This window comes from Psychrobacter pulmonis (assembly GCF_904846465.1).
Taxonomy (GTDB): domain Bacteria; phylum Pseudomonadota; class Gammaproteobacteria; order Pseudomonadales; family Moraxellaceae; genus Psychrobacter; species Psychrobacter faecalis.
Window position 1 is genome coordinate 858,074 of sequence record NZ_CAJHAT010000001.1, and the last position, 17,854, is coordinate 875,927.

11 protein-coding genes and 1 tRNA gene are annotated in these 17,854 nt (G+C 44.1%); 1 reads left to right on the forward strand and 11 read right to left on the reverse strand.

The features are described from left to right. Positions 1-13: 13 nt before the first annotated feature. The gene (locus tag JMX70_RS03660; protein WP_201589596.1) at positions 14-2,689 is read left to right on the forward strand and encodes a penicillin-binding protein 1A; all 2,676 of its coding nucleotides are present in this window, start codon (positions 14-16) and stop codon (positions 2,687-2,689) included. Positions 2,690-2,822: 133 nt separating this feature from the next. Here JMX70_RS03660 and JMX70_RS03665 read toward each other — a convergent pair whose 3' ends face one another. The 11 genes from JMX70_RS03665 to JMX70_RS03715 form a co-directional block, all read right to left on the reverse strand. Beyond that, positions 2,823-3,365, reverse strand: a complete 543-nt coding sequence (locus JMX70_RS03665; protein WP_201589598.1) for a DUF6586 family protein — start codon at positions 3,363-3,365, stop codon at positions 2,823-2,825. A gap of 262 nt (positions 3,366-3,627) precedes the next feature. Further along, complete coding sequence (rpoC, locus tag JMX70_RS03670; protein WP_102077692.1) at positions 3,628-7,848, reverse strand: DNA-directed RNA polymerase subunit beta'; 4,221 nt, start codon at positions 7,846-7,848, stop codon at positions 3,628-3,630. Positions 7,849-8,015: 167 nt separating this feature from the next. Continuing rightward, positions 8,016-12,134 carry a DNA-directed RNA polymerase subunit beta gene (gene rpoB / locus JMX70_RS03675; RefSeq protein WP_144297918.1) on the reverse strand — a complete coding sequence of 1,373 codons (4,119 nt, stop codon included), beginning with the start codon at positions 12,132-12,134 and terminating at the stop codon, positions 8,016-8,018. An 803-nt stretch (positions 12,135-12,937) separates the two neighbouring features. Next, the gene (gene rplL, locus JMX70_RS03680) at positions 12,938-13,309 is read right to left on the reverse strand and encodes a 50S ribosomal protein L7/L12 (protein WP_144297917.1); all 372 of its coding nucleotides are present in this window, start codon (positions 13,307-13,309) and stop codon (positions 12,938-12,940) included. 126 nt (positions 13,310-13,435) lie between these two features. Beyond that, the gene (gene rplJ / locus JMX70_RS03685; protein WP_025652244.1) at positions 13,436-13,963 is read right to left on the reverse strand and encodes a 50S ribosomal protein L10; all 528 of its coding nucleotides are present in this window, start codon (positions 13,961-13,963) and stop codon (positions 13,436-13,438) included. Between the two features lie 427 nt (positions 13,964-14,390). Then, complete coding sequence (rplA, locus tag JMX70_RS03690) at positions 14,391-15,092, reverse strand: 50S ribosomal protein L1 (RefSeq protein ID WP_068405082.1); 702 nt, start codon at positions 15,090-15,092, stop codon at positions 14,391-14,393. Continuing rightward, positions 15,093-15,524, reverse strand: a complete 432-nt coding sequence (rplK, locus tag JMX70_RS03695) for a 50S ribosomal protein L11 (RefSeq protein WP_068405081.1) — start codon at positions 15,522-15,524, stop codon at positions 15,093-15,095. 90 nt (positions 15,525-15,614) lie between these two features. After that, positions 15,615-16,145 (reverse strand): transcription termination/antitermination protein NusG, encoded by a 531-nt coding sequence (gene nusG / locus JMX70_RS03700; protein WP_068405079.1) that lies wholly within the window; start codon positions 16,143-16,145, stop codon positions 15,615-15,617. 70 nt (positions 16,146-16,215) lie between these two features. Further along, a complete protein-coding gene (gene secE, locus JMX70_RS03705) occupies positions 16,216-16,704 on the reverse strand; it encodes a preprotein translocase subunit SecE (RefSeq protein WP_068405077.1) in 489 nt (162 codons plus the stop codon). A 51-nt stretch (positions 16,705-16,755) separates the two neighbouring features. Then, positions 16,756-16,831, reverse strand: a tRNA-Trp gene (locus JMX70_RS03710). A 541-nt stretch (positions 16,832-17,372) separates the two neighbouring features. Then, positions 17,373-17,854: EF-Tu C-terminal domain-related protein (locus JMX70_RS03715; protein ID WP_265089120.1), on the reverse strand; the 482-nt coding region annotated here is incomplete at its 5' end.

The following is a 17,854-nucleotide window of genomic DNA, read 5'->3' on the forward strand; positions in this document are numbered from 1 at the left end:
GATAAGCCTGATTATGACCAAAAAAAATGCTACCGCTCGTCTCATTCACTTTTTGGTGGGGCTTTTCATTGCCTGCTTAGCGTTAGCGCTTATTTTAGCGCTTGCTGTACCGATTGGTTTTTATGGTATGGCGATGTATTTAGCGCCAACCTTGCCCAGTACCCAAGAGATTAAAACCGCCAATCTTGAGATGCCTTTACAGATTTATAGTAGTGACGATAAGCTAATTGGCCAGTATGGCAATCGTCTATCGTTGCCGGTTACGTTTGACGAAATCCCTGAAGGCTTAACCCATGCCTTTTTGGCGGCAGAAGATGCAACATTTTTTCAGCATAGCGGTATCAGCATTAAAGGACTTGGTCGCGCTGTGACCGAAGTGGTAACCGACGATGAAAGTCAAACCGGCGGCTCTACCATCACTATGCAGGTCGCTAAAAACTATTTCTTAAGCCCGGAACGTACATTAAATCGTAAATTAACAGAGCTGTTTTTGGCCCGTAAAATAGAAGATGAGCTCAGTAAAAACGACATTCTTACTTTATATGTCAATAAAATCTATCTAGGCGAAGGCGCTTACGGTATCCGTGCTGCTGCCAAGAAATACTATAGTAAATCACTTGATAACCTGACGGTGGCCGAGATGGCTATGCTTGCAGGTTTGCCAAAAGCCCCTTCTAAATACAATCCTGTCGCCAATCCTAGTCGTGCGCTCACCCGCCGCAACTGGATTATCGGCCGTATGCATGAGCTTGGTTATATCACTAAGGCGCAGCACGACGAAGCCATCAACGCCCCTATCGGTATCAACCTGTATCAAGAAAAGCTTGATATGAACATGCCGTATTTGGCAGAGATGACACGTTCTGCCTTGGTCGAGCGCTATGGCGAACAAGTCATGAATGGCGGTTGGCGCGTGCGTTTGACCGTTGATAGTGAAGCGCAAAAAGCTGCAGAAAAAGCAATATTGACGGGGCTTGTGGCCTATGAGCATCGTCATGGCTGGCGCGGACCAGAAGCAAACGGTGAACCGCTGGAAAAATTCCGTCGTTATAGCAATATGTCGCCGGCGAAAGTCACTAAGGTTAACTCACGCAGTTTTGAAGCAATCCTGCAGTCCGGTGAAAGCGTCACCGTCAATTGGTCTGGCATGAGCTGGGCACGTAAATATATTTCTGCCGACCGTATTGGCTATTTTCCGAGTAATGCCAGCCAGATTGTTAGTAAAAATGACATCGTGCGCTTGATACCAGCCGCTAATGGCAGTTGGCAATTGAGTCAAATACCAGACGTACAAGGCAGTTTGGTTTCCTTAAACCCTGAAACAGGCGCGGTACGAGCCTTGGTTGGCGGTTTTGATTTTAATCACAGTAAATTTAACCGCGCCCTACAAGGCTGGCGCCAGCCCGGCTCAACGATTAAACCACTGGTTTATACCGCGGCCCTAGAAAAAGGCTACCGCCCAGATAGTATTGTTTCAGACCGTCCGATTCAAGTAGGCGACTGGAAACCTAAAAACTCTGACCAACGTTTTTTAGGCGATATTACCTTGCGCCGTGGACTTTATTTATCACGTAACTTAGTGTCTATTCGCTTGCTACAAGCCATTGGTATCTCCGATGCACGTAATTTATTAGATGAGTTTGGACTCGATAAAGAAAAGCTGCCTACCACTTTGTCGTTAGCATTGGGCACAGGTCAAGCTACCCCATTACAAATGGCAACGGCTTATGCCACCTTTGCCAATGGTGGTCATCGTATTCAGCCTTATTTTATCGACCAAATTTATAATTATGATAATAAGCTGCTATTTCAAGCCAACCCGCAACAAGCATGCGCGCTATGTTTTAATGAACAGCTCGACGACCTCAACAAAAAACTTATCGAAGATTATGAAGCAAAAGTAGAAGAAGAAAATAAGGCGTCAAAAGAATCAGAGAACGATATTAAAGCTGAAAATAGTGCAGATTCTGATGCTACAGAAGACAGTCCAGTAAAAGATAGCAAAGCACTTAATGTAGAGGTTTATGATGCAAGTCCAGATTCGGATCGCCTAAAAGCGCCAGTTTTGCAGTATTTACGTGCTGAGCAAGCGCCGCGTATTTTGAAACCGCGAGTGGCTTTTGAGATGGCCGATATTCTACGCGACGTTATCCAGCGCGGTACGGCTGTGAGGGCAAAAGCGTTGGGACGCGATGACATTGGTGGCAAAACCGGAACGACGAATGAAGCAAAAGATGCATGGTTTGCAGGGTTCCATCCTACCAATGCTACTGTCGTTTGGATGGGCTTTGATCAGCCATCGACGCTTGGACGCCGTGAATATGGCGGTGTGGCAGCGCTGCCTGTTTGGATGGACTTTATGAAAGCCCAGTTAAAGAACACCCCTCATCAATGGGTGGCTATCAATAACCGTGCCAAATCTAAAAAGCAGAAGCAGACTATCATAGAAATGATGGACGAAGGCGCAGCTGAGCTTGAAGATGAAGATACCGACGATGGCAAATCGGCAAAGCCAGTCAAAACCACCACCCAACAACGTAAGCCACCTACTCCTGAGTCAGCTGAAGAGCAGATTCAAAATCGACCCGCTCCTGAAAAACCAAAACCAAGTCGTACTGATAACGGTAATTCCCAAAACAAACCTTTATCAGCCACGCCGGTTGAGCGTATGCCACCGATGCCCGAATAAATAAGTGGCAGTTTTAGTGTAGATGTAAAGAAAAGGTCTGGCACAATTTCACTGTGCCAGACCTTTTTTATTAACACTTATTTATAAAAATAAAGCCTATTACTTAAACAGAGTATAAAAGCCTAGAGGTTATTTAAAACTCAACCATACCCGCGCGCAGTTGTTCGATCAGCTCTAATAATTGCTGACGCCATTCGCGTACGGTCGCCTCATCTGGCAGCCACTCATTTGATAAGGTAACGACATTAACAATCAGATCGGGTGCCGCTGCTGTGCCGCGACCTGCCCTGTCATCTATTACCTTATCATCTATTACATTCTCAGGTAACACTGGATATAAACAACGCTGATAGGCACGCTCTATATCAGCCAAAAAACCTTGCTGTAAAAGCTGCTCTAAGCGCTGTACTTCAGGTGATACTTGCGTGCGGGCGCCTAATGCTTCTTCAATGTCTGCTAAGGTTGGCGCGGTCATCGTTAAACCATAAAAATTTCCAAGCTCTTGTATAAAAGCAAGATAGGCGCCGTATAAATGAAAAATAGCGGTTTCACAGTGCGCTTGGTATAGTTGTTTATCGCTCGTATTAGCAGCTGCTTGACAGGCCAAACGACAAAAATATAATTTTTGATTGGTGCGATCAGCTTGATATTTAGCAACGCGAGTCTTACCTGCCATGCGCTTATCCTTATGTGTTTATGAGTTAATTGAGTGAAGTGAATCGTTTAATTGGCTACCATCATTGAAAATGTCATATCATTCTATAACGCGCTCAAAATCTATTAATAATAATTTAAAAAGCCTCTGTATGACAATGTACGATTCTCTTAAGTGACTGTCTAAGAAAATAATTTACCTGATTTATTTTCTTAAAGCCATAAAAAAGCCAGCGACTGAGGCTGGCTTTTTTATTGAGAAAAATAACTAAAGGTTATCTAGATTAATGATTACCTTGGTTAAGCTCTTGAGCAAAGGCTTCATCAAAGCTTGCAAAGTCTGTACTATCGGTACTAGCAGACATATCAAACGCTGCATTCAAATCATTATCTTGCAGTTTTTGCTCCGCTTTTTCTTTGCGGGCTTTATGATAAGCAAGACCAGTACCAGCAGGAATCAAGCGACCAACCACCACGTTCTCTTTTAGACCGCGTAGCTCATCGACTTTACCTGTCACAGCTGCTGCCGTTAGGACACGGGTTGTCTCCTGGAACGATGCCGCTGAGATAAAGCTTTCTGTTGCCAGACTTGCTTTGGTAATACCAAGCAATTGACGCTCATACTTAACTGGGAATTTATCTTCCGCTTCCAGTTTCGCATTTAACGCTTTAACATCAGCGTACTCGACCTGATCACCTTTAAAGTAGCTTGAATCACCACCGTCCGTGACTTCAACTTTACGCAGCATCTGACGAATGATAACTTCGATGTGCTTGTCGTTGATTTTCACGCCCTGTAAGCGATAAACGTCCTGAACTTCGTTTACGATATAATCAGCAAGCGCAGTTTGTCCTTTTAGACGTAAGATATCGTGCGGGTTTTGTGGACCATCAGCGATAATCTCACCACGAGCAACCGTCTCGTTTTCAAAGACGTTGATCTGACGCCATTTTGGGATTAGCTCTTCATGGACTTCACCATCTTCATTGGTAATAATGAAGCGATTTTTACCTTTGGTCTCTTTACCGAAGCTGACGACACCGGTCATTTCCGCCATGATGGCATGATCTTTCGGACGACGCGCTTCAAATAAGTCAGCAACTCGTGGTAGACCACCGGTAATATCTTTGGTTCCTGAAGACGCTTGTGGTACACGGCCCAAGATAGAACCTGCAGCAACCTTCTCACCATCGCTGACACGAATAATCGTTTCAGCTGGTAAGAAGTAAACCACTTCTTTACCTTCGTCAGTGTTCAAGATAATCGCTGGACGTAAGTCTTTGGCTGAACTTGAACGGTCACGAGTCGCTAGGATTTCAAACGAGCTCATACCAGTGGCATCATCAACTTTAACCGTTGCTGTCGAACCATCAACAATATCACTAAAGCGTGCGGTACCGGCGAACTCTGTGATAATTGGGTGCGTGTGCGGATCCCATTTAGCGATGGTTTGACCACCTTCGACCTGCTCTTCGTTTTTCACAAGAACGCTAGAACCATAAGGTACTTTATAGCGCTCACGCTCACGGCCAAGCTCATCGGTCAATGCCAATTCTGCTGAACGCGATACGATAACCAAATGGCCATCGGTATGTTGTACCGTTTTCATGTTCTCAAAGTGCACTTGACCCGCATTACGTGCCGAGATGCTATTGTCTACAGATGCAGAACTTGCGGCCCCACCAACGTGGAACGTACGCATGGTTAACTGAGTACCTGGTTCACCGATAGACTGCGCTGCCATAACACCGACTGACTCGCCGATATTGACTTTATGTCCACGAGCAAGGTCACGACCGTAACACTGTGAACAAACGCCATGCTCAATATCACACGTGATGACCGAACGTACCCAGATATCATCAATCGCGTTGTTATCAAGAACATTTACCCAATACTCATCGATCAAGGTACCTGCTGGAATCAAGACTTTTGACGCATCATCGTTGTAAGTAACATCACGCGCGGTCACACGACCAAGGACTAGCTCACCGAGCTTCTCGATGATTTCGCCACCTTGAATGTGCGGCTTCATGAGCAAGCCTTCCTCAGTACCACAATCTTCGCTAGTGATAACCAAATCTTGCGCTACGTCAACCAAACGGCGCGTCAAGTAACCTGAGTTCGCAGTTTTTAGAGCGGTATCGGCAAGACCTTTACGCGCACCGTGCGTTGAAATAAAGTACTGCAGTACGGTCAGACCTTCGCGGAAGTTGGCTTTAATCGGCGTCTCAATAATTGAGCCATCCGGTTTTGCCATCAAACCACGCATACCTGCCAACTGACGAATCTGAGCGGCACTACCACGAGCGCCAGAATCCGACATGATAAAGATAGAGTTGAACGATTTCTGCTCGTCTTCTTCACCTTTGGCATTGATAACTTTATCAGTTGCCAAGTTATCCATCATCGCTTTAGCGACTTTATCATTGGTACGCGACCAGATATCGACGACTTTATTATAACGCTCACCCGCGGTCACAAAACCTTGCTCGAATTGATCTTCAATTTCGCGAACTTCTGCTTCAGCGGTTTCGATGATTTGTTTTTTCAGCGGTGGAATAACCATGTCATCGATACCGATAGACACGCCAGATAAGGTTGCTTGTGCAAAACCAAGGTACATCAATTGGTCAGCGAACATAACACTTTCTTTCACGCCAACTTTACGGTAGCAAGAGTTGATCAACTTAGAGATATTTTTCTTGGTCATCTCTTGGTTACACTCATCAAACGTCATACCTTTAGGCATGATGTTCCAGATAAGTAGACGGCCAGCAACGGTATCTTGCATCTTGACTTCTTTGGTCTCATTACCTTCGTCGTCGACATGAGTTTCCGTTACACGCACTTTAATCTTAGCGTTAACATGCAAATCGTTTGAGCCAATCGCACGCAATGCTTCATTAACGGTGGCAAAGATCATGCCCTCGCCTTTGGCATTGATTGATGAACGGCTGATGTAATACAAACCAAGTACAACGTCTTGTGACGGTACGATGATTGGATCACCGTTGGCAGGCGACAAGATATTGTTGGTCGACATCATAAGCGCACGTGATTCAAGCTGTGCTTCTAGGGTCAATGGCACGTGTACCGCCATTTGGTCACCGTCAAAGTCAGCGTTGAACGCGGTACAAACGAGAGGGTGTAGCTGAATCGCTTTACCTTCAATCAATACTGGCTCAAATGCTTGTAGACCCAAACGGTGAAGCGTCGGCGCACGGTTTAGTAGTACTGGATGCTCACGGATAACCATGGCCAGCATATCCCACACTTGTGGCTCTTCACGCTCTACCATCTTTTTAGCGGCTTTAATCGTTGTCGCTAAACCATGAGACAGTAGTTTGTTGTAAGTAAATGGCTTGAATAGCTCAAGTGCCATTTTCTTTGGTAGACCACACTGATGTAGACGCAGGGTCGGACCTACAACGATGACCGAACGACCAGAGTAGTCAACACGCTTACCAAGTAAGTTTTGACGGAAACGGCCTTGCTTACCTTTGATCATATCTGCCAAAGATTTCAATGGACGCTTATTACTACCGGTAATCGCACGACCACGGCGACCGTTATCAAGCAAGGCATCGACTGACTCTTGCAACATACGTTTTTCGTTACGTACGATGATATCAGGCGCACTTAGCTCTAATAGACGCTTTAGACGGTTGTTACGGTTGATCACGCGGCGATATAAATCGTTTAGATCTGATGTCGCAAAACGGCCGCCTTCTAGCGGTACTAGCGGGCGCAAATCTGGTGGTAGTACTGGTAAGATATTCATTACCATCCACTCAGGCTTGTTATTAGAATCACGGAATGCTTCTAATAATTTAAGACGCTTAGACATCTTTTTAAGCTTGGTTTCAGAACCCGTTTGCGGAATGGCTTCACGCAGCTCATCAATCTCGATATCTAAATCGATGTCTTTTAATAGGTCTTGAACGGCTTCGGCACCCATTTTGGCCGTGAACTCATCGCCAAATTCTTCAAGCGCTTTATAATAATCTTCATCATCAAGCAGCTGATACTTCTCTAAAGAAGTCAGACCAGGCTCAGTGACGATATAGCTTTCAAAATATAGGACGCGTTCGATATCACGAAGCGTCATATCTAACAAAAGACCAATGCGGCTTGGTAATGATTTTAAGAACCAAATATGCGCAACAGGACTCGCTAGGTCGATATGACCCATACGATCGCGGCGTACTTTAGCGGTCGTGACTTCAACGCCACATTTTTCACAGATAACGCCTTGGAACTTACGGCGTTTGTATTTACCGCATAAACATTCAAAGTCTTTTACTGGGCCAAAGATTTTGGCACAAAACAGACCGTCACGCTCAGGCTTAAACGTACGATAGTTAATCGTTTCTGGTTTTTTAACTTCACCATGTGACCATGATTTGATCACATCAGGTGAGGCCAACGTAATTTGAATACTGTCAAATTCATGGTTACCGTTACCGGTAGGGCTTTGCATGATATCGAGTAAATCTTTCAAGTTGCTTCTCCGTTATCTTTATAATCATCTGACAGCGTACTATGAGCGCGGCTAAGATGAATGAAGGCAATGAATAGGGTTGAGACAAATCACTAAAAGCAGCAGCAATAAAGCAGACTGCCTTTAGTGGACAACTAAGTTAAACAGCAATTTTGCCTGCGTTGGTTTTAGTTGCTTTGTTTTAACTCAATATTAATACCCAGTGATTTGATTTCTTTGGTCAATACGTTAAATGATTCAGGCATACCTGGATCCATATATTGTTCACCATCGACGATGTTTTTGTACATACGTGTACGGCCTTCAACGTCATCCGACTTCACCGTTAGCATCTCTTGCAAGGTATAAGTCGCGCCATAGGCTTCTAGGGCCCAAACTTCCATCTCACCGAAGCGCTGACCACCGAACTGCGCTTTACCGCCAAGTGGCTGCTGCGTCACAAGCGAGTAAGAACCGGTAGAACGCGCATGCATCTTGTCATCAACCAAGTGGTTAAGTTTGAGCATATACATATAGCCAACGGTTACTTTACGGTCAAACTTTTGACCCGTACGACCATCATACAAGGTCTGCTGACCATCACGATCCATTCCCGCAAGCTCAAGCAATTCTTTGACTTGATACTCATGAGCACCATCAAATACTGCGGTACCCATTGGTACACCGTCACGTAAGTTGTCCGCCAGCGCCATGATGTCATCATCACTTAAGCTATCAAGATCAACACTCTCACCGCCTACCTTGTTATAGATTTTATCTAAGAAATCACGCAAATCTTTAATCGCGGCTTGCGCTTTGAGCATACCGTCAATCTTTTCGCCCAGACCTTTCGCTGCCATACCCAAATGCGTCTCTAGTACCTGACCGATGTTCATACGCGATGGTACACCAAGTGGGTTCAAGACGATGTCAACGGTATTACCATGTTCATCATAAGGCATGTCTTCAACCGGCATAATGCGCGATACCACACCTTTGTTACCATGACGACCGGCCATTTTATCACCAGGCTGGATACGGCGTTTAACCGCTAGATATACTTTAACGATTTTTTGTACGCCATGCTGTAAATCATCACCAGCGGTCAATTTGCGTTTTTTCTCAGCAAATTTCACATCGATGTCTTTTTGCTTATCGACCAAGTAATCAGCGATTTGGGTCAGACGCTCAGAGATTTCTTCTTCAACCGGCTGAATATCTAATAAGGTTTCAAGGCTCATCTCTTTCATGTCAGCCAAGGCCATAACGGTACCGGCTTTTAGACCAGAACCGCCACTGACTTTTTGACCGTCAAGCAAGCTTGCGATACGGCCACGAGCCGCTTCTTCAAAGATGCGTAGCTCTTCTTTTAAATCTTTACGATAGCTATCAAGTTGTGATTTTTCAATCGCTTTAGCACGCGCATCTTTTTCAACGCCGTCACGGGTAAAGACTTGGACGTCAATGACCGTACCTTTGCTTGATGTTGGAACACGCAATGAGGTGTCTTTCACATCAGCCGCTTTTTCACCAAAGATCGCTCTGAGCAGTTTTTCTTCTGGGGTCAGTTGCGTCTCACCTTTTGGCGTGACTTTACCAACTAAGATATCACCAGCGTCAACTTCAGCACCGATATAAACAATACCTGCTTCATCAAGGCTTGATAACGCCGCTTCACCAACGTTTGGAATATCGGCAGTAATCTCTTCGGTACCAAGCTTAGTATCACGAGCTACACAGGTTAATTCTTGGATATGAATGGTGGTGAAACGATCTTCTTTGACCACTTTTTCAGATAACAAAATCGAATCTTCGAAGTTGTAACCATTCCAAGGCATAAAGGCAATACGAATATTCTGACCTAACGCAAGCTCTCCAAGGTCGGTTGACGGACCATCGGCTAAGATATCACCAAAGGCAATTTCGTCGCCTTGGTTAACGATAATACGTTGGTTAATACAAGTGTTTTGGTTTGAGCGCGTGTATTTAATCAAGTTGTAGATATCAATACCCGCTTCACCGGCGACCATTTCATCTTCATTGACACGCACGACGATACGCGACGCATCAACGTCTTCGATCACACCGCCACGCTTCGCGATCACACAAACACCAGAGTCACGAGCAACGTGACGCTCCATGCCAGTACCAACTAACGGCTTATCAGCACGTAACGTAGGAACGGCCTGACGTTGCATGTTTGAGCCCATGAGCGCTCGGTTAGCATCGTCATGCTCTAGGAACGGAATCAAACCGGCGGCAACCGATACCACCTGACTTGGTGACACATCCATATGCGTCACTTTTTCTGGCGGCATACGTACAAATTCACCATAGCTACGCACACTGACCATTTCATCAGATAGCGCGCCATCAGCGGTCACTGGTGAATCCGCCTGAGCAATGACCGTACCGACTTCTTCAATCGCTGACAAGTATTCGATTTGATCCGTTACTTTACCATCAACCACACGGCGATATGGCGTTTCTAGGAAGCCAAAGCTGTTGGTTTTAGCAAAGGTTGCTAGCGAGTTAATCAAACCAATGTTTGGACCTTCAGGTGTTTCAATCGGACAGACACGGCCATAATGGGTATCGTGAACGTCACGAACTTCAAAGCCTGCACGCTCACGGGTCAGACCGCCCGGTCCTAACGCTGATACACGGCGTTTATGCGTCACTTCCGACAATGGATTGTTCTGATCCATAAACTGTGACAACTGGCTTGAACCAAAGAATTCTTTCACTGCTGCCGCTACAGGCTTCGAGTTAATCAAATCTTGTGGTGACAAGTTATCAGATTCCGCTGATGATAGGCGCTCTTTTACCGCACGCTCAACACGAACCAGACCCACGCGGAACTGGTTTTCAGCCATCTCACCAACCGAACGAATACGGCGGTTACCTAAATGGTCGATATCATCGACTTCGCCGCGACCATTACGAATTTCAATCAATTCTTTTAGGACATTGACAATATCATCATTGGTCAAAACACTACGCGCGCGCTGTACATCGGCATCGTCAGTATCTTCAAACTCTAGACCCAAACGACGGTTAAACTTCATGCGGCCGACGTTTGATAAGTCATAACGGTCAGCGTTAAAGAACATGCTCTCAAACAGTTTTTCAGCAGTCTCAACCGTTGGTGGCTCACCTGGGCGCATAACTTTATAGATTTCAATCAAGGCTTCTTCACGGCTTGAGGTGCTATCGGCACGTAGCGTATCGGCAATATAACTGCCTTGATCGATATCGTTGGTAAATAGAATGTTGAATTCTTTGATAGAATCACTGGCTTCATACGAGCTTAACTTAACCAATAATTCATGATCAATAAGCGTATTGGCACGCGCAATCACTTCATCATTGACAACGATGTCTTCGGCCAAAATGCGCTCGTATAAATACTCATCAGGAATCGCAATTTTGGTCATACCCGCTTCTTCAAGCTGACGGATACGGCGGGCGTTGATACGTTTGCCCTGCTCGACGATCACCTCACCTTCTGGTGATACGATATCAAACTGTGCCATCTCGCCACGCAGACGATCAGCAACCAAATCGATCTCAAACTGCTCTTCGCCTTTATATACTTTTACTTTATCAAAGAACAAATCTAAGATTTCAGAGGTAGTCAGACCTAGAGCGCGTAGAATAATAGACGCAAGTAATTTACGGCGACGGTCAATACGAGCGAAAACCAAATCTTTGGCATCAAATTCAAAGTCTAACCAAGAACCACGGTAAGGAATGATACGGGCGTTGTAAAGCACCTTACCACTTGAATGCGACTTACCTTTATCATGGTCAAAGAACACACCTGGTGAGCGATGTAGCTGTGATACGATCACACGCTCAGTACCATTGATAATAAAAGTACCGTTAGCCGTCATTAGTGGCATCTCGCCCATATAGACGCTTTGCTCACGGATGTCTTTAATCGCCGCTTTGCTGTCTTTGTCTTTGCTGTCTTTATCTTTAATAATCAGGCGGATTTTAACGCGCATTGGCGCCGCAAAGGTCGAACCACGTAAGATACACTCACGCTCATCAAACTCAGGCGTGCCTAAATAATATTCAACGAATTGTAGCTCTGCGTTACCAGAGTGACTCTCAATTGGAAAAATAGAAGAAAACGCAGCTTGTAAACCAGTATTCTCACGAGCTTTTGGCTTTTTATGCTCTTGCAAAAATTGCTCATAAGAATCTACTTGGATAGACAACAAATAGGGAATGTCCATCACAGTAGGCAATTCAGCAAAACTTTTGCGAATACGCTTTTTTTCAGTATAAGAATATGCCATCGAGAGTCCTTACAGTAAACGTGGAAACAAATTGAAAGCGCGGCCGACTTGCATCAATACTATTTAATATGAATATCATGCAAACTTGGCAACGTAAACGATAATATAAAACGGATATTCATGCTCATTTAATGACTGCTAATTAATTCACGCGTATAGTGCATAATTAATCCAGTTTATTTAAGCGTAAATCGGCATCTAAGCATGCCTATATGAGTGCTAACACTAAAAATTTCAATGCTTTGCACCTTTTAACTTTGTAGTACTTACGAGTAACCACTGCACCGTATCTAAGACCAATGACTGGCATTTAGATACTATTGATTCTCTTTGTAAATTCACTTAAAGTACTATTGCTACTTCTCTTTTAAAAACCTACTCATCATCTGCTATCATAAGTAATATCGTCGCTGATATCTACCGTCTACCAGTGCATATACTGACAGTAAAACCTTACCAGATGACTTAATGAACAGCGTTTAGATTAAAAATCTGAGATAACTATAAATTTTGAAACAGTGACTTATGGTAAAGCAGTGACTTTTAGAATCAGTATAAATTATAGTGTTAATGAAAAGCATGCAGACACAAAAAAATGCCAAACATCGATCGACGTTTAGCTCGTTAACTGATTTCAATAACTACTAAGTGTGCTTGCATGTATATCGTCTGTCCTTTTGATGGGTATCCACCGTGATGTTGCATACGTATGTTGGCAGACACAAAAGGTCAAGCTACGGATTATAATAAAAAAAAGCTGATAATGCAAGGCATTACCAGCTTTTTTTGTACAGCAGTTGAACTTATTTTAGTTCAATAGTTGCACCAGCTTCTTCAAGTTTCTTTTTCAACTCTTCAGCTTCAGCTTTATTTACGCCTTCTTTGATTGGAGCTGGAGCGCTTTCAACCAAATCTTTCGCTTCTTTCAAGCCAAGGCCAGTCGCTTCGCGAACTGCTTTAATGACGCCAACTTTCTTCTCGCCAAAGCTGGCAAGAACAACGTCAAACTCGTCTTTTTCTTCAGCAGCGGCAGCAGCAGGACCAGCAGCAGGTGCAGCAGCGGCAACAGCAGCAGTTACGCCGAATTTTTCTTCCATGTCGCTGATTAACTCAACGATATCCATTACTGACATTTCAGCGATTGCGTTTAACACATCATCTTTAGATAGTGCCATGAGAACTCTCCGTTATCTGATAAAATTTAGTTGGTTTTAATATCGCTTGGATTGCTTGCCAAATGTTTAAATAGGGTTGGCAATGCAGTGCAATCGGCGATGTCAAAGTTACGTTAAAACAAGCAATTAAGCAGCTTCTTTTGCGTCTTTGATTGCCGCTACCGTGCGAACGAACTTGCCAGGAACTGCGTTCATAGTCTGGACAAGCTTGGTCACTGGTGCGTTCATAGTAGCCATTAGGATAGAGATTGCTTCGTCGCGAGTTGGTAGCTTCGATACGCGCTCTAGCTCTTCTGGACCATAAACTTCACCACCGACTGATACCAATTTGGTCTCTAAAGCTTTGTTATCTTTGCTGAAGTCGAAAACGACTCGAGCAGCAGATCCCAAATCTTCCATAGAGAAAGCCAAAAGTAGTGGACCAGTCATACGGTCTGACATGCTCTCAAACTTAGTGCCTTCAAAAGCGCGTTTTGCTAGGGTATTTTTTACCACTTTCAAAACGACACCTTTATCACGAGCTTGTTCGCGCAGCTGAGTAAGCTTTGCAACACCAATACCGTGATATTCGGCAGCTACTGCTGAGTAAGCATTAGCAGCAACTTCAGACACTTCAGCCACAACTTGTTGTTTTTGCTCTAGCGTTAATGCCATAAGTTGACTCCTTTAATCTTATCAATCCGCTCATTATTTAATATTCTAAAACCAAAGTTTTGGACAATGTAAATAACTTACGACGACTGACTTGATACGACACGTTATTTATAAACCCCATAAAGAGTTCATTCATAACGACTGATTACGGCACCGTTATCAGACTGACATCGAGTAATAATTTGGTATAAATACCAATCTATTGGCTCTTATCAACAACTGGGTGGGTCACCGTCTGCGTAGGACAACTAAGATTTTCACCTGTCGTCGATTAACAAAAGCAGCTTACCATCACAAGTAATCATAAACCGCTTTCTACCTACGGTCTTAGACAGCGGAGCGTTTGCTACGCTGACCTAATTCTTTAAAACAATATGGGCTCTTTATTCAAAATAGTTGAATAAAGAGCAGTTTTTATATAGAAAAATTATTTGGCAACGCGATATGGAACAGGGTCAATTGAGATGCCTGGACCCATAGTGCTAGACAAGGTAATTTTCTTAATGAAAGTACCTTTAGACGTCGCAGGTTTAGCGCGTTTAAGATCAGATAGCAATGCTTGAGCGTTTTGCATAACTTGCTCAGCAGTAAAGCCAACTTGACCGATCGTGGTATGGATAATACCCGCTTTATCAACCCGGTACTGTGCTTGACCCGCTTTCGCATTAGTCACAGCTTCAGCAACGTTAGGCGTTACCGTACCAACTTTTGGGTTAGGCATTAGGCCACGTGGACCTAAGATAGTACCCAATTGACCAACCACACGCATCGCGTCAGGAGCAGCAATAACGATATCAAAGTCCATGTTACCGGCTTTGATTTGCTCAGCTAGGTCTTCAAAACCAACGATGTCAGCACCGGCTTCTTTAGCGGCTTCAGCAGCAGCGCCTTGAGCAAATACAGCAACGCGTTTGGTTTTACCAGTACCCGCAGGTAGGTTGGTAGCACCACGAACGACTTGATCAGATTTACGTGGGTCAACGCCCAAGTTTACTGCGATGTCGATAGACTCTTTGAATTTAAGGGCTGGCAAATCGTTTAGGATTTGAACGGCTTCTTCAAGAGTGTATAATTTTTCGTTTTCAACGCGCTCAGCGATTAGCTTTTGACGCTTAGTAAGTTTACTCATTTACACACCCTCCACGGTAATACCCATTGAACGTGCAGTACCAGCGATGGTACGGACAGCAGCATCAAGACCAGCAGCGGTTAAGTCTGCATCTTTAGTCTTAACGATTTCTTCTAATTGTGCACGGTCAACTTTACCGACTTTAGCGGTGTTAGGTGTACCAGAACCTTTAGCGATACCAGCAGCCTTACGTAGTAAGTATGCAGCTGGTGGTGACTTCATGATGAAGGTAAAAGATTTATCGCTATATACGGTGATCTCAGTAGGAATCGGTAGACCCGGCTCTTGGTTTGAGGTCGCAGCGTTAAATTCTTTACAGAACGCCATGATGTTCACGCCTTTTTGACCCAATGCTGGACCAATCGGTGGTGAAGGATTTGCTTTACCTGCAGGCACTTGCAGTTTGATGTAACCATCAATCTTCTTAGCCATGATACTCTCCTAAATGGGTAATAGCGCCAAATCAATATGGTATGCACCTCATTGACTAACAGCTCCCCGGTTGATGAATGTTTTACCGGTTTAGTCTAGTTTTTCAACTTTACTAAACTCAAGCTCGACCTGGGTCGGGCGATTAAATACGTTTACCGTTAAATGTAGTTTAGACTTCTCATAATCCACTTTTTCCACCAACCCTTTAAAGTCAGTAAATGGACCATCGATAACCAACAACTCTTCGCCTGGCTCAAATAGAGTCTTCGGACGTGGGTCAGCTTCAGTCTGATTTAAACGGTTTAAAATACGGTCGGCTTCTACTTGCGTAATCGGTGCTGGCGTTTCAGGCGTGCCACCGACAAAGCCCATAATACGCGGGCAGTCTTTGACGATATGCCACGTGTTGTCGTTCATTTCCATCTGAATCAATACATAGCCTGGAAAGAACTTACGCTCACTTTTACGCTTTTTGCCGTCTTTCATTTCAACGACTTCTTCGGTAGGTACCAAAACATCGCCGAATGAATCAGCAAATTCACTACGATTGATACGATCAGTTAATGAACGTTGTACTTGCTTTTCATATCCTGAAAACGCTTGGACAATATACCAACGCATATCACGCTCCTGATCAGTAAAGTTAAGTCGTTATAAGTAAATCTGGCTTAATGGACACTAATACGCGTCATTAACCAATAAAAATACCAACGAACCAGTTAAAAAAGTTATCTAACAACCAAACCAAAAAACCCACAATAGCAATCATGACAATCGTCTGCCATGTGTATTGAAAGGTTTCATCTTTGCCCGGCCATGTGACTCGTCGCAACTCAACGGCGGCATCTTTTAATAATATTTTAAAAGCGCGACCCTGATGCGTTAATGCCAAGCAGACCAAGGCAATAATAACGAGAGCAACGATGATACCAATACGCATCCAAACATCATTGGCAGGTTGCCAATAGCCTGGTAGGTATTGATTGACTAAGGTTGCCCCTATCAAAATTACTGCGGCAAGTAGCCACAATACCACATCTTTAACTGAACCAGTTTTAGCAACTTCAACAGCGGTTGTTTGATTGTTCGCCGAAACGTGCTTATCTTTGGACAGCATTCCACCAGCCACTGCCTTAGCATCAGATAACTTAGTCTCGAGGTTATCTTGATTATTGCTCATAAAGAACTCACTTCGGAGATGGTGGGGTATGACAAAGATATGATAAGAAGATGGCAGGCGATGTAGGACTCGAACCTACAACCCTCGGTTTTGGAGACCGATGCTCTACCAATTGAGCCAATCGCCTATGGGTGTAAAGGACAGCATTATACAATATTGAGCATAGAATGCAAGCATTTAGGAATAAAATTCTGCTGCGATGCTAATATGACTGTTCTTAAGCGTCATTCTTAAACCATTTATATGAGAAATATAAAAATTAATCATAAAGGGTGCTAATGAATCGCAGCGTTAATATAGCAAGCTCGGTTAAGAATTACAATAGACACCGAGCAGATAATAAGCGCTTTTTAAGGTACATGTATAAACCCATATAAGGTGAGATTGGTTTTTGTCTGCCCCACTTTTCTACTATAGTGGGTGAAAAGTAATATAGATACATCACACACTGCTGATATCAATTTTTCTTGCTTGCTGTGCCTGCGCAGACAGAGGCTACAAAAAATTGATATCAGCAATACCATCGCGTTTTTAGGATATGTTTACTATATATCTTTTTAACCCCTTATCCTCATTCACACCCCATAAAAAAAGCCACCCTTATCAGGATGGCTTTTTTCTGACTGCTTAACGCTTAGATTCCTCTAATAGCGTTAGGGTTTTGATGCTTAGCTAAGGACGTTAGCAACAACACCAGCACCTACGGTACGGCCGCCTTCACGAATTGCGAAGCGAAGACCTTTGTCCATAGCGATTGGGTGGATAAGCTCTACGCCCATCTCAACGTTGTCACCAGGCATAACCATTTCAGTACCGTCTTGTAATTGGATTGCACCAGTTACGTCAGTGGTACGGAAGTAGAACTGTGGACGATAGCCGTTTAGGAATGGTGTGTGACGACCACCCTCTTCTTTTGACAGTACGTATACTTCAGCGTCAAATTTAGTATGCGGGGTGATTGAACCTGGCTTAGCAAGTACTTGGCCACGTTGTACGTCTTCACGTTTGGTACCACGTAGTAATACGCCACAGTTTTCGCCTGCACGACCTTCGTCTAGCAGTTTACGGAACATCTCTACACCAGTACAGGTGGTTTTTTGGGTGTCACGGATACCGACGATTTCGATTTCGTCACCGACACGTACGTCAC

Bases quoted from the DNA above. Each gene is read 5' to 3' on its own strand.
- JMX70_RS03660 (WP_201589596.1), top strand. From the start codon at position 14: ATGACCAAAAAAAATGCTACCGCTCGTCTCATTCACTTTTTGGTGGGG.
- JMX70_RS03665 (WP_201589598.1), bottom strand. From the start codon at position 3,365: ATGGCAGGTAAGACTCGCGTTGCTAAATATCAAGCTGATCGCACCAAT.
- rpoB (WP_144297918.1), bottom strand. From the start codon at position 12,134: ATGGCATATTCTTATACTGAAAAAAAGCGTATTCGCAAAAGTTTTGCT.
- rplL (WP_144297917.1), bottom strand. From the start codon at position 13,309: ATGGCACTATCTAAAGATGATGTGTTAAACGCAATCGCTGAAATGTCA.
- rplJ (WP_025652244.1), bottom strand. From the start codon at position 13,963: ATGGCATTAACGCTAGAGCAAAAACAACAAGTTGTGGCTGAAGTGTCT.
- rplA (WP_068405082.1), bottom strand. From the start codon at position 15,092: ATGAGTAAACTTACTAAGCGTCAAAAGCTAATCGCTGAGCGCGTTGAA.
- rplK (WP_068405081.1), bottom strand. From the start codon at position 15,524: ATGGCTAAGAAGATTGATGGTTACATCAAACTGCAAGTGCCTGCAGGT.
- nusG (WP_068405079.1), bottom strand. From the start codon at position 16,145: ATGCGTTGGTATATTGTCCAAGCGTTTTCAGGATATGAAAAGCAAGTA.
- secE (WP_068405077.1), bottom strand. From the start codon at position 16,704: ATGAGCAATAATCAAGATAACCTCGAGACTAAGTTATCTGATGCTAAG.